Source organism: Luteibacter sp. UNC138MFCol5.1, from assembly GCF_900110505.1.
GTDB lineage: Bacteria > Pseudomonadota > Gammaproteobacteria > Xanthomonadales > Rhodanobacteraceae > Luteibacter.
In genome coordinates, this window is record NZ_FODZ01000001.1 from 913286 (window position 1) to 926659 (window position 13374).

Genomic DNA, 13374 nt, shown 5'->3' on the forward strand with positions numbered 1-13374 from the left:
ACCGTCGCGTGCCCGTGTGGTCTGAAGGCTTTCCATGAACGAGAACGGTGATCGCGCCCTCCGGCGCGGCATGAGCGTCGGCGCGCGACTCAACCTGCTGGTGGTGGGCATCGTCGCCGTGGGCATCGCGCTGCTGACGGTGGCGACCACGACGATGGCGTCGCGGGAACTGGAGGCGCGGGCGCGCGAAGACCTCGCGCGCGGCAACCGGGCCATCATCGCCCTGGTGAACACGTTCGGCGGCGCGCTGCTGGCCGAGTCCGACCGTTTCCTGGACGTCTACAAGAGCTACTATCCCGGCCGCTTCACGGTGGACGACACGCACCGCGTGACCATGGCCGGCCATACGGTGCCGCAGCTGTTGCATGACGGGAAACCGCTGAACAACGACTTCACCCTGACGGACGAATTCTCGGCGCGTGCGCACGTGGTCGCGACGCTCTTCGTCCGCGACGGCAACGACTTCATCCGCGTGACGACGTCGCTGAAGAAGGAGGACGGCTCGCGCGCGGTCGGCACGTCGATCGACCATGCGCATCCCGCCTTCCCGCTGCTGCTCACCGGTGCGTCGTACGGCGGTCCGGCGGTGCTGTTCGATCGTCCCTTCGTCACCCGCTACGAGCCCATCAAGGACCAGGCGGGTCACGTGCTCGGCGCGTTCTTCATCGGCGTGGAGATCGGTAAGGAGATGAAGGCGCTGCAGGACGAGATCGCGGGGATCCGCATCGGCCGCAACGGTTACTACGCCGTCGTCGACGCCGCGGCGGGCAAGCGCTACGGCACGTTCGTGGTGGACCCCTCGCTCAAGGGCGCCGCCGCGGTGCCGGGCGCCGCGCTGAAGGTGCTCGATGCCGAGGGTCAGCCGGTCTTCGGCCGGATGCTGTCGGGGAGTACCGGCGAACTGCGCTACAGCCTCGACGTGGACGGCACGCGCGTCGAGCGCCTGGCCGTCTACGCGACCGATCCGGCGTGGCACTGGCTGGTGGCCGGCATCGCCGACATGGACGAGCTGTACGCGCCGGTGCGTCGCATGCGCGGTATCGCCGCCGCGACCAGCATCGCGCTCGTCGCCGTGCTGGCGGTGCTCGTCTTCGTCGCCATTCGCCGCCGGGTCACGCGGCCGCTCGCGCAGGCCGTCGAAGCGGCGCGCCGGCTCGCGGAAGGCGACCTCACGGCACGGCTCGACTCCACGCGGCGCGACGAGATCGGCCAGCTCATGCGTTCCATCGACGGCATCGGCGACGGGCTCGGCGACATCGCGCGTTCCGTGCGCAAGGCGGCGGCGAGCATGGCGGGCAGCACGTCCGAAATCGCTGCGGGCAACGCCGATCTGTCGACCCGCACCGAGGCCCAGGCGCACGAACTGCAGCTCACCGCGGCCAGCCTGGATCAGCTGACGCGCACGGTGCGCGACAACGCCGGCCATTCGGCGCGAGCCAGCGCGCTGGCGACCGACGCGAGCGTGGCGGTGCAGCAGGAGGCCGGTGCGATGCAGGAGGCGGTCGACGCGATGAACGGCATCCAGGCGTCGTCGCAGCGGATCGCCGACGTCGTCGACATCATCAACGGCATCGCCTTCCAGACGAACATCCTCGCGCTGAACGCAGCGGTGGAGGCCGCGCGCGCGGGCGAGCAGGGCAAGGGCTTCGCGGTCGTCGCGGAAGAGGTGCGCAACCTCGCGCAGCGCAGTTCGTCGGCGTCGAAGGAGATCGCCTCGCTCATCGGCGAATCGGTCGGCCGCGTCGACGCGGGGCACGGCCTAGTGACGGAGGCCGGACGGAACATGGCGATCGTGATCGGCCGCATCCGCGATGTCGCGGACCTGATGGGCAACATCAGCCGCGCGTCGGGCGAGCAGTCCGAACAGATCGGCCGGATCAACCACGCGGTGTCGCGCATGGACGATTCCACGCAGCAGAATTCCGCGCTCGTGGAAGAAGCGGCCGCCGCGGCGAAGAGCCTGGAAGACCAGGCGGCCGAGCTCTCGCGGGTGGTCGAGGTGTTCCGCCTGTAGCGCGAAACCCGTAGGAGCGCGCCCTGCGCGCGACAGTCTTTCGCGAAGAGCATCAGGCCCTGCGGCTCCTGGCCTCGAAACATGTCGCGCACAGGGCAGCGACACGGCCGGCCGTAGGAGCGCGCCCTGCGCGCGACAGTTTTTCGCGAAGAGGATCAGGCCCTGCGGCTCCTGGCCTCGAAACATGTCGCGCGCAGGGCGCGCTCCTACGAAAGCCTGCCGCCTCAGCCCTCGAGCTCTTCCCAGCGCGCGAACGCCGCATCGAGTTCGGCCTGCAGCTTCGCCAGCTCGTCGTTGCCGCGCGTGATGGCCGCGGCGTCCTGCTGGAAGTATTTCGGATCGTTCATCGCCTCGGTCCGGCGGGCGATTTCCGATTCCAGCGCTTCGAGCTTCGCGGGCAGCAGCTCCAGCTCGCGCTGTTCCTTGAACGAAAGCTTCTTCTTCGCCGCGGCCACGGCAGGCGCGGGAGCCGGAGCGGGCGCCGGCGCGGCGGCCTTCGCCGCCTGCCGGGCCGCCGCCACCACGGGCTTCTGTCGCAGCCAGTCGCTGTAGCCGCCGATGTACTCGCCGACCTCGCCGTCGCCCTCCAGCACCAGCGTGCTCGTCACGACGTTGTCGATGAAGTCGCGGTCGTGCGAGACGAGCAGCAGCGTGCCGGTGTAGTCGTTGAGCAGTTCTTCCAGCAACTCCAGCGTCTCGACGTCGAGATCGTTGGTCGGTTCGTCCATCACCAGCAGGTTGGACGGCTGCGCGAACAGCTTCGCGAGCAGGAGACGGTTGCGCTCGCCGCCCGAGAGGCGCGTGATCGGCGCTCGGGCGCGCTCGGGCGAGAACAGGAAATCCTGCAGGTATCCGATGATGTGCTTGCGCTGTCCGTTGAGCTCGATGTACTCGCGGCCTTCGGCCACGTTGTCCAGCGCGTTCATGCGGTCGTCGAGCATGGAACGGTGCTGATCGAAATACGCGATCTGCAGGCCCGTGCCCAACGTGACCTCGCCTTCCTGCGGCACCAGCTCGCCGAGCAGGATCTTCAGCAGCGTGGACTTGCCGGCGCCGTTCGGACCCATGATGCCGACGCGGTCGCCGCGCATGATGGTGGTCGAGAAGTCGCGCAGCAGCGTGCGGCCGCCATAGGCCTGGGTCACGTGCTTCGCGTCGATCACCTTGCGGCCCGACGCCTGCGCGGTGGCCAGCGTGATCTTCGCGTTGCCCGCCTGCTCGCGGCGCTCCATGCGCTCGCGACGCAGCGCCTTCAGCGCCCGGACGCGACCCTCGTTGCGGGTGCGGCGTGCCTTGATGCCCTGGCGGATCCAGACCTCTTCCTGCGCCAGCTTGCGGTCGAAGTGCGCGTTGGCCTGGGCTTCGGCGTGCAGGCGTTCCTCGCGCCGGCGCAGGTAGTTGTCGTAGTCGCCGGGCCAGCTGGTGACCTGGCCACGATCGATCTCGACGATGCGCGTCGCGAGCGATCGCAGGAAGCTGCGGTCATGGGTGATGAAGACGATGCTGCCGCCGAAGCTCTTGAGGAAGCCCTCGAGCCAGGCGATGGCTTCGATGTCGAGATGGTTCGTCGGCTCGTCGAGCAGGAGCAGGTTCGGATCGCGCACCAGCGCCTGGCCGAGCAGCACGCGACGCTTCATGCCGCCCGACAGCTCGGAGAAGTCGCTGTGCGCGGGCAGCTCCAGCCGCTCGATGACCTGCTCGATGCGGGAATCCAGATCCCAGGCGTTCTGCGCCTCGATCTTCGCCTGGACGTCGCCGAGGGCGTCCATGTCGCCCTGCTCGATCAGGTGGTGGTAGCGCGCGAGCAGGTGGCCGAGCTCGCCGAGGCCGTCCGCCACCACGTCGAAGACGCTGCCCGTGGTGTCCTGCGGCACTTCCTGCGTGAGCCGCGCGATGCGCGTGCCGCCCTGCAGGCGGATCTCGCCGTCGTCGGGATGCAGCTCGCCCGCGATGAGCTTCAGCAGCGTGGACTTGCCGGCGCCGTTGCGGCCGACGATGCAGACGCGCTCACCGGTATCGAGGGAAAGATCGACCTGTTCGAGCAGGAGCGGGCCGCCGACGCTGAAGTCGACGTTGAGCAATTGGATTAATGACATCCGCCCATTCTACCCGTTGAGGCTGTGGCGGGCGTCCCACCCGGCCTGGGGACGTGTCGACCGGAGGGTGGGAGCCGATCGTATCGGCGATCAGGGCGTATCGACCCTGTACCGCGTGTGCTGGCGCCAGACCACGCCCGGCCGCAGGATCGCGCCGTCCGCGTCCGGCCCGTTCACCTGGTCCGGGAACGCCTGGGCTTCGAGCGCGAATCCGGCGAACGGCCCGTAGGTGTCGCCATGGCGGCTCGTCTGGCCGGTCAGCTTCTGCCCGCTGTAGAACTGCAGGCCCGGGCGGTCGGTGTCGATGGTCAGGCGGCGGCCGCTGGAGGGCTCGGTGACGACCGCCACGGTGCGCAGCGTGCCCGCCGGACCGCGCGGGACGTAGCAATGGTCGAAGCCGCCCACGAGGCGCAGCTGCGGGTCGGGCCAGTGCAGCCGCGAGCCGATCGGCGCGGGCTCACGGAAATCGAACGCCGTGCCGGCCACGTGTTGCCGGCCGACGGGGATGGCGCCGGCGTCGATCGCGAGGAACTCGTCGGCGTCGATGCGGATCACGTGATCGCGGATGTCGGGGCGCCGGTCGTTGAGGTTGAAGTACGGGTGCGCGGTCAGGCTAAGGGGCGTCGGCGCGTCGCTGGTCGCCTCGTAGCGCAGGTCCAGCGTCCCGTCGTCCTCGAGCCGGACGCGCAGATCCACGCGCACCTCGCCCGGGAACCCGCCGTCGCCCTCGGGCGACACCAGCCGCAGGACCAGATCGTCGCCATTGGTATCGGCGTCCCAGCGATGGCGATGGAACCCGTCGTGGCCACCGTGCAGGTGATTGCCCCCGTCGTTGCGGTCGACCTTGTAGTCGATGCCGTCCAGGCGGAACCGGCCGCCGCGGATGCGGTTGGCCCAGCGCCCGACCACGGCGCCCATGTACGCGTTGGAATCCAGATAATGCTGCGCGGTGGGATGCCCGAGCACCACCTCGCCCAGGCGGCCATGGCGATCGGGCGATTGCCACGAGAGCAGCGTGGCGCCGAGGTCGCTTATCTCGACCTGGCCGCCGCGCGCGTTGCGCAGGGTCCAGCGGTGCAGGGGTGTGCCGTCGGGAAGCTGGCCCCAGGCGGTGGCGGTGGAAACGGGCATGGAACGATCCGTGGAGGCGGTCAGGTGGCCGCCGCCTTGCGATGGAGGTCGAGGTACTGGCGCGGCGTGCAATCGTACTCGCGCCGGAATACCGCATACATGTATTGCAGCGACGTGAAGCCGCAGCGCAGCGCGACGTCGGCCAACGGCGTGTCGGTGTTCGCGATGAGGTCGCAGGCGGTGTCGAGCTTGTGCTTGAGGATCACCTGGTGGACGGTCTGCTTCAGCTCCCGCTTGAAGTGCTCTTCCAGCACCGTGCGCGAGACGCCGACGTAGTCCGCCACCTGCTCGGTCTTGATGCCGAGGCATCCGTACTGGCGGATGTAGTGGCTGGCGCGCATCACGTGAGGGCTGCGCATCGGCTGGTAGCGGCTCGAGACCTGCACGTTCATGCCGACGGGCGGCACGAGCACGCGCGTGGTCGAGCAGTCCACGCCACGCAGCATCTGGTGCAGGAGGTGCGCGGCGGTGCGACCCATCTCTTCCGCGCCCTGGATCACCGAGGTGAGCGGGATGCGCGTCAGCAGCTGCGCCATGGGGTCATTGTCGATGCCCACGATCGCGATCTGTTCCGGCACGGCGAAGTCGCCGATCACGCAGGCCTGCAGCAGCTGGCGGGCGCGCGCGTCGGTGGCCGCGACGATGCCGATGGGCTTGGGCAGGGCGTCGAGCCACGCGACCAGCGCCTCGACCGCCTCGCCCCAGCCGCCGGCGCTCGTGGACGCGCCGTCGTAGACCACGGCGTCGACGGCTTCCTCCGCGACGATCGCGCGGAACGCGTGCTCGCGCTCCTGCGCCCAGCGGCTGCCGGGATGCGGGGGAATGCCATAGAAGGCGAAACGGCCCAGGCCCTGCTCGATGAGGTGATCGTAGGCGAGCCGCACCAGCCGGGCGTTGTCGGTGGCGATGTACGGAATGCCGACCGGGTACGCGGACGGGTCGTGGTAGGAGCCGCCGACCGCCACGACCGGAATGTGCAGGTCGCGCAGGGCTTCGGGGGCTTCCGGATCGTCGAAGTCCGCGATGATGCCGTCGCCACGGAACTGCTGGATGTCGCGCATGCGGGTGCGGAAATCCTCTTCCATGAAGAGGTCCCATTCCACGCGCGTGCTGTTCAGGTAATGGCCGATGCCGGCGATCACCTGGCGGTCGTAGACCTTGTTGGCGTTGAACAGCAGGGCGATGCGGTGCGGTTTCATGACCGGTGAAAGTAGCAGGGATCGGCGCCGCCGACCATGACGCAGCGCGGCATTGAAAATGCTTTTCGCCCCAGCGGAAATCGCAATTGCGCGCGCAGGCCCCGGATCGTCAGGATCGTCGGGATTCGTCCCCACGTTCGTCAAGGAATTGTTATGTCGTACTTTTCCAGCATCGCCCCGATCCGTTACGAGGGCACCGGCAGCGAGAACCCGCTCGCCTTCCGCCACTACGATCCGAAGAAGGTCGTGCTCGGCAAGACCATGGCGGACCACCTGCGCCTCGCGACCTGCTACTGGCACACCTTCGTGTGGCCGGGCTCGGACGTGTTCGGCGCCGGCACCTTCGATCGCCCGTGGCAGCAGGCCGGCGAGCCGATGGCGAAGGCGCGCGAGAAGGCCGACGCCGCGTTCGATTTCTTCACCCGTCTCGGCACCCCGTTCTACACCTTCCACGACACCGACGTCGCGCCGGAAGGTAACGGCCTGGCCGAGTACCGCGAGAACTTCGCGGCGATGGTCGACGTGCTGGAGCGCAAGCAGTCCGAGACCGGCGTGAAGCTGCTCTGGGGCACCGCCAACCTGTTCAGCAATCCGCGCTACGCCGCGGGTGCCGCCACCAGCCCGCAGCCCGACGTGTTCGCTTACGCGGCCACGCAGGTGCGCCACGCCATGGAAGCGACGCATCGCCTCGGTGGTGCCAACTACGTGCTGTGGGGCGGCCGCGAGGGCTACGACACGCTGCTCAACACCGACCTGAAGCGCGAGCGCGAGCAGATGGGCCGCTTCTTCCGGATGGTGATCGAGCACAAGCACAAGATCGGCTTCAAGGGCACGATCCTCATCGAACCCAAGCCGCAGGAGCCGACCAAGCACCAGTACGACTACGACACGGCGACCGTGTACGGCTTCCTCAAGGAGTTCGGCCTCGAGAACGAGGTGAAGACGAACCTCGAGGCGAACCACGCGACGCTCGCCGGCCACTCATTCCACCACGAGGTCGCCACGTCGATCGCGCTCGGCGTGTTCGGCTCCATCGACGCCAACCGCGGCGATCCGCAGAACGGCTGGGACACCGACCAGTTCCCGAACAGCGTCGAGGAACTCACGCTCGTCACCTACGAGATCCTGAAGGCCGGCGGCTTCACCACCGGTGGCTTCAACTTCGACACGAAGGTGCGCCGCCAGAGCCATGCGGCGGAAGATCTCTTCCACGGCCACATCGGCGCGATCGACGCGCTGGCGCTGAGCCTGGAGCGCGCGGCGAAGATGATCGAGCGCGACGCGCTGGCCGACTTCAAGGCGAAGCGTTACGCCGGATGGGACGATGCGTTCGGCAAGAAGATCCTGGATGGCGGTTTCACGCTGGCTTCGCTTTCGGACGATGCGGTCGCGCGCGACATCCACCCGAAGCATGTGTCGGGGCAGCAGGAGTTGCTCGAAAACATCGTGAACCGTTATATCTACGGTTGATATGGAACCCGACATGGAAGCGCAGGAACGCATGTACCTCGGCATCGACCTGGGCACGTCATCGGTGAAAGCCGTCCTCATGGACGAGGCGGGAGCGGTGCGCGCCACCGCTTCCAGCCCGTTGCAGGTGTCGCACCCCCATCCGCGCTGGTCCGAGCAGGATCCCGCGGCATGGTGGGCGGCCACCGAATCGGCCGTTGCGGATGTTCTCAAGGGCGTCGATGCGCGCCGCGTGGCGGCGATCGGCCTGTCCGGGCAGATGCACGGCGCGACGCTGCTCGACGCGTCCGATAACGTCCTGCGCCCGGCGATTCTCTGGAACGACGGCCGCTCGGACGTCGAGTGCGCCGAGCTCGAGCGTGTGCCGGGTTTCCGCGAGATCACCGGCAACCTCGCGATGCCCGGCTTCACCGCGCCGAAGCTCGCGTGGGTCCGCCGCCACGAGCCCGACGTCTTCGCGCGCGTGGCGAAAGTGCTGCTGCCCAAGGATTACCTGCGCCTTCGCCTCACAGGCGAGTACGCGACGGACGCCTCCGACGCGGCCGGCACGTTGTGGCTCGACGTGCGGCGCCGGCAGTGGAGCGACGCCATGCTGGCGGCGACGGGCCTCGACCGTTCGCACATGCCCGAGGTGTTCGAAGGGAGCCAGCCGACCGGCCGCCTGCGTCGCGAACTGGCGGACCGCTGGGGCATGGATACCGTGCCCGTCGCCGCCGGCGGTGGCGACAACGCCGCGGGCGCGGTGGGCGTCGGTATCGTGCGCGACGGTCAGGCCATGCTTTCGCTCGGCACGTCGGGCGTGTACTTCGCGGTATCCGATGGCTTCCGGGCCAGTCCCGAGCAGGCCGTCCACAGTTTCTGCCATGCGCTGCCCGACACCTGGCACCTGATGTCGGTGATGCTCAACGCCGCGACCTGCCTCGATTTCACGGCGCGCCTCACGGGGTTGCCCGATGTCCCAGCGTTGCTCGCCGAGGCGGAAGCGCGGGGACTCGCCAAACACGGTCCGCTGTTCCTGCCCTACCTCACGGGCGAACGCACGCCGCACAACGACGCCCACGTCCGTGGTTCGTTCACGCACCTGGGGCCCGACACCGATCGCGCGGACCTCGCCAACGCGACGCTCGAAGGCGTGGGGCTGGGCCTGCTCGACGGCCTCCTGGCCGTGGAGTCGACGGGCCTCGTCGCCGACGAGATCACCGTGATCGGCGGTGGCTCGCGCAGCGCCTACTGGACGCAGATGCTGGCCGACATCCTCGGCAAGCGCCTCGTGCTGCGCAGCGGCGGAGAGGTCGGTCCGGCGCTCGGCGCCGCCCGGCTGGCGCGCCTGGCGGTCGAACCGGGCGCGTCGCTCGACGACGTGTGCCCGATGCCCGCGATCACCGCCGCGCGCGAGCCCGATGCAGCGCGTCATGCTTATTTCCTGCAAACGCGCCACCCTTTGTTCCGCCGATCCTACGAACGACTGAAACCGCTATACGCCGACGCCATTCCCGGCGACGATTTCCGCCCGCACTGACGGGCGATTCCATAGACCCATGGAGACGAGCATGAAGCAGAAGGCCCTACACACGGTGCTTGCCGTATCGATGATCGCCGCCGGCGTATTCGCGACGCCGCAGGCGCATGCGAGCAAGGACAAGCCCGTCATCGGTTTCTCCATCGACGACCTGCGCGTCGAACGCTGGACGCGCGATCGCGACTACTTCAAGGCCGCGGCCGAAGCGAAGGGCGCGACGGTCTCGGTGCAGTCCGCCGACGCCAACGAGCAGAAGCAGATCCAGCAGATCGAGAACCTGATCTCGCGCAAGGTGGACGTCATCGTCATCGTGCCGTTCAACGCCAAGACGCTCACCACCGTGGTGGCCGAGGCGAAGAAGGTCGGCATCAAGGTGATCTCGTACGATCGCCTTATCCTCAACGCCGACGTCGACGCGTACATCTCGTTCGACAACGACAAGGTCGGCCAGATGCAGGCGCAGGGCGTCGTCAACGCGACGGGCGGCAAGGGCAACTACTTCCTGCTCGGCGGCGCGCCCACCGATAACAACGCCAAGATCCTCCGCGAGGGCCAGATGAAGGTGCTCGATCCGCTGGTCAAGAGCGGCGCGGTGAAGATCGTGGGCCAGCAGTGGACGAACGAGTGGCTCGCGACGAACGCGCAGACCATCGTCGAGAACGCGCTGACCGCCAACAAGAACAACATCCAGGGCATCGTCGCCTCGAACGACGGCACCGCCGGCGGCGCGATCGCGGCGCTCAACGGCCAGAAGCTCGCCGGCAAGGTCGCCGTGTCGGGCCAGGATGCCGACCTCGCCGCGATCAAGCGCATCAAGGCCGGCACGCAGACGATGACCGTCTACAAGCCGATCAAGGCGATCGCGACGGACGCCGCGAACCTCGCGGTCGACCTGGCCAAGGGCGGCACGCCGAAGTTCACCTCGAAGATGAACAACGGCAAGAAGGATGTCGATACCATCCTCCTGACCCCGACCGAACTGACCAAGGCGAACGTCGACCTCGTGGTGAAGGACGGCTTCTACACCCAGGCGCAGGTTGGCCCGTAAGTCAGGCGATACCGGCGGCGCCCCGCATTTTGCGGGGCGTCGCTCGTGAAAGAAGGAAGAACGCGGTGAGCGAATACCTGTTCGAGATGCGCCAGATCGTCAAGGAGTTCTCCGGCGTGCGCGCGCTCAATGGCATCGACCTGGCCGTACGGCCGGGCGAATGCGTCGGCCTGTGCGGCGAGAACGGCGCCGGCAAGTCGACCCTGATGAAAGTGCTCTCCGGCGTGTACCCGTACGGCACCTGGGAAGGCGAGATCCTGTTCGACGGCAAGCCGCTCAAGGCGTACTCCGTGCGCGACAGTGAAGAGGCCGGCATCGTCATCATCCACCAGGAACTCATGCTGGTGCCGCAGTTGTCGGTGGCGGAGAACATCTTCCTCGGCAACGAGATCCGCAAGTTCGGCGGCGTCATGGATTACGACGCCATGTACGCTCAGGCCGAGGCGCTGCTCGCGCGGCTGAAGCTGAAGGACGTCAACGTGGCCGCCCCGGTGATGAACTACGGCGGCGGCTACCAGCAGCTCTTCGAGATCGCCAAGGCGCTCGCGAAGAACGCGCGCCTGCTCATCCTCGACGAGCCCTCGTCGTCGCTGACCTCCGCCGAGACCGACACGCTGCTGTCGATCATCGAGGATCTCAAGCGCGACGGCGTCGCGTGCGTGTACATCTCGCACAAGCTCGACGAGGTGGCGCGCGTCTGCGACACGGTCACCGTCATCCGCGACGGCAAGCACATCGTGACGAAGCCGATGAGCGAGATGACCACGCACTCGATCATCACGGCGATGGTCGGCCGCGACATCGAAAACCTGTTCCCGAAGGTGGAGCACGACATCGGCGAGGTGATCTTCGAGGCCCGTCATGTCACCTGCTGGGACGTGGCCAACCCGAACCGCAAGCGCGTCGACGACATCTCGTTCGAGGTGCGCCGCGGCGAGATCGTCGGCATCGCCGGACTGGTCGGTGCCGGTCGCACGGAACTCGTTTCCGCGATCTTCGGCGCCTATCCGGGCCGCTATGAGGCCGAGGTCGTCATCGAGGGCAAGCCGGTCAAGGTGCGCAGCCCCGAACAGGCGATCAAGGCGGGCCTGTCGCTCGTTCCCGAGGACCGCAAGCGCCAGGGCATCGTCCCGCTGCTGGGGGTGGGCGACAACATCACCCTCGCCACGCTGTCGCATTTCGCCCGTGCCGGCCAGATCGACCGGCAGGCGGAAATGCAGGTGGTCGATGCCGAGATCAAACGGCTGCGTGTGAAGACGGCGAGTCCCGAACTGGCGATCGTCGGCCTGTCCGGCGGCAACCAGCAGAAGGCCGTCCTGACCAAGATGCTGCTGCCCGAGCCCAAGGTGCTGATCCTCGACGAGCCCACGCGCGGCGTGGATGTCGGTTCCAAGTACGACATCTACAAGCTGATGTTCGAACTCGCCGCACGCGGCGTCGCGATCATCATGGTCTCGTCCGAGATGCCCGAGGTGCTCGGCGTGAGCGATCGCGTGCTCGTGGTGGGCGAGGGCAAGCTTCGCGGCAACTTCCCGAACGTCGGCCTGACCTCCGAGCAGGTGCTCGCCGCCGCCATCTCCCATGCCGCCGAAGGGCCGGCACACGCCGCCTGACCCCATTCGCGTTACCAGGAAGCCTTCCATGCAGGCCCAGAAAGTCCAGCAACTGTTCGTCCGCTACAAGATCCTCGCGCTGCTCATCGCGGTCGCGCTGATCTGGCTCTTCTTCCACATCAAGACCGACCAGGCCTTCGTGACGCCTGGCAACCTGTCCAACCTGTTCCGGCAGATGGCGATCACGGGCATGCTCGCCTGTGGCATGGTGTTCATCATCATCGCCGGCGAGATCGACCTGTCGATCGGCTCGCAGCTCGGGCTGCTCGGCGGCGTCGTCGCCATCCTCACCGTGAACATGGGCTGGGGCACCTGGCCGTCCATCGCCGCTGTGCTCGCGCTGGGCCTGGTCATCGGCGCGTTGAACGGCTTCGTCGTGACGAAGATGCGCGTCCCGTCGTTCATCGTCGGCCTGGGCGGCATGCTGGCGTTCCGCGGCCTCGTGCTCTATCTGACCGGCAGTTCCACGATCGCTCCCGCGCCGGACGACCTCATCGCGCTCGGTCAGGGCTTCGTTCCGCCGGTCCTGTCGGTGTGGATCGGCGCCTTCATCTTCCTCGCCATGGTCGCGCTGACGGTCCGCCGTCGCATGCGCCGTGCGTCGCTGGGATTGCAGCAGGCCGCCACCTGGATCGACGTCGCGCGGCTCGTCGCGATCGGCGCCTTCATCTTCGGCTTCGTACGCGTGCTCAACGACGCCAACGGCATCCCCATCCCGGTGATGATCCTGCTGGCGCTGCTGGCCGTGTTCACTTACGTGTCGACGCAGACCGTCTTCGGCCGCCACATCTACGCCGTGGGCGGCAACATGGAAGCCACGCGCCTGTCCGGCGTGAACGTCGCCCGCGTGAAGCTCGTGGTCTTCGCGATCATGGGCCTGATGTGCGCGTTCGCGGGCATCATCACCGTGGCCCGCACCGGTTCGGGCTCGCCGTCCGCCGGCACGGGCGCCGAGCTCGACGCGATCTCCGCCTGCTTCATCGGCGGCACGTCGATGCGCGGCGGTTCGGGCACGGTCTACGGCGCGCTCATCGGCGCGCTGGTCATGGCCAGCCTCGACAGCGGCATGCAGCTGATGGACGTCGACAATTCCTGGCAGCTGATCATCAAGGGCGTGATCCTGGTGCTGGCCGTGTGGGTCGACGTGCTCTCCGGGTCGAATCGCAACGCCTGATTCTTCCGCAAGCTTCAATCGCCGATACGATCGGCTCCCACCCTCCGGTAGCAGGCCGCCGACCGAAGGGGTGGGAGCCGATCGCATCGGCGATCGCAGCGCACGATCCC

General features: G+C 67.8%; 9 protein-coding genes. 6 read left to right on the plus strand and 3 right to left on the minus strand.

Annotated features, from left to right (window positions below; all coding sequences use genetic code 11):
• The first annotated feature begins 34 nt into the window (after positions 1 to 34).
• The gene (locus BMY69_RS04040) at positions 35 to 2014 is read left to right on the plus strand and encodes a methyl-accepting chemotaxis protein (RefSeq protein ID WP_090175446.1); all 1980 of its coding nucleotides are present in this window, start codon (positions 35 to 37) and stop codon (positions 2012 to 2014) included.
• Positions 2015 to 2238: 224 nt separating this feature from the next.
• Here BMY69_RS04040 and BMY69_RS04045 read toward each other — a convergent pair whose 3' ends face one another.
• The 3 genes from BMY69_RS04045 to BMY69_RS04055 all read right to left on the minus strand — a co-directional run bounded on the left by BMY69_RS04045 (position 2239) and on the right by BMY69_RS04055 (position 6440).
• On the minus strand, positions 2239 to 4110 hold the full coding sequence (locus BMY69_RS04045; RefSeq protein WP_090175447.1) for an ATP-binding cassette domain-containing protein: 1872 nt from the start codon (positions 4108 to 4110) through the stop codon (positions 2239 to 2241).
• 90 nt (positions 4111 to 4200) lie between these two features.
• On the minus strand, positions 4201 to 5241 hold the full coding sequence (locus BMY69_RS04050) for an aldose epimerase family protein (RefSeq protein WP_090175449.1): 1041 nt from the start codon (positions 5239 to 5241) through the stop codon (positions 4201 to 4203).
• A gap of 20 nt (positions 5242 to 5261) precedes the next feature.
• Positions 5262 to 6440: a XylR family transcriptional regulator gene (locus BMY69_RS04055; RefSeq protein ID WP_090056453.1), complete on the minus strand. Its 1179-nt coding sequence runs from the start codon at positions 6438 to 6440 to the stop codon at positions 5262 to 5264.
• A gap of 153 nt (positions 6441 to 6593) precedes the next feature.
• Between BMY69_RS04055 and xylA the strand changes: the two genes are divergently transcribed.
• The 5 genes from xylA to BMY69_RS04080 all read left to right on the plus strand — a co-directional run bounded on the left by xylA (position 6594) and on the right by BMY69_RS04080 (position 13264).
• Entirely contained in the window at positions 6594 to 7910 is a 1317-nt protein-coding gene (gene xylA, locus BMY69_RS04060; RefSeq protein WP_090175450.1) for a xylose isomerase, read from the plus strand.
• Positions 7911 to 7923: 13 nt separating this feature from the next.
• Positions 7924 to 9429 (plus strand): xylulokinase, encoded by a 1506-nt coding sequence (xylB, locus tag BMY69_RS04065; RefSeq protein ID WP_343124089.1) that lies wholly within the window; start codon positions 7924 to 7926, stop codon positions 9427 to 9429.
• A gap of 31 nt (positions 9430 to 9460) precedes the next feature.
• Positions 9461 to 10477 (plus strand): D-xylose ABC transporter substrate-binding protein, encoded by a 1017-nt coding sequence (gene xylF / locus BMY69_RS04070; protein ID WP_218143116.1) that lies wholly within the window; start codon positions 9461 to 9463, stop codon positions 10475 to 10477.
• A gap of 65 nt (positions 10478 to 10542) precedes the next feature.
• Positions 10543 to 12090, plus strand: a complete 1548-nt coding sequence (locus BMY69_RS04075) for a xylose ABC transporter ATP-binding protein (RefSeq protein ID WP_090175453.1) — start codon at positions 10543 to 10545, stop codon at positions 12088 to 12090.
• Positions 12091 to 12118: 28 nt separating this feature from the next.
• Positions 12119 to 13264 carry a sugar ABC transporter permease gene (locus BMY69_RS04080; protein ID WP_217642658.1) on the plus strand — a complete coding sequence of 382 codons (1146 nt, stop codon included), beginning with the start codon at positions 12119 to 12121 and terminating at the stop codon, positions 13262 to 13264.
• Positions 13265 to 13374 lie beyond the last annotated feature (110 nt).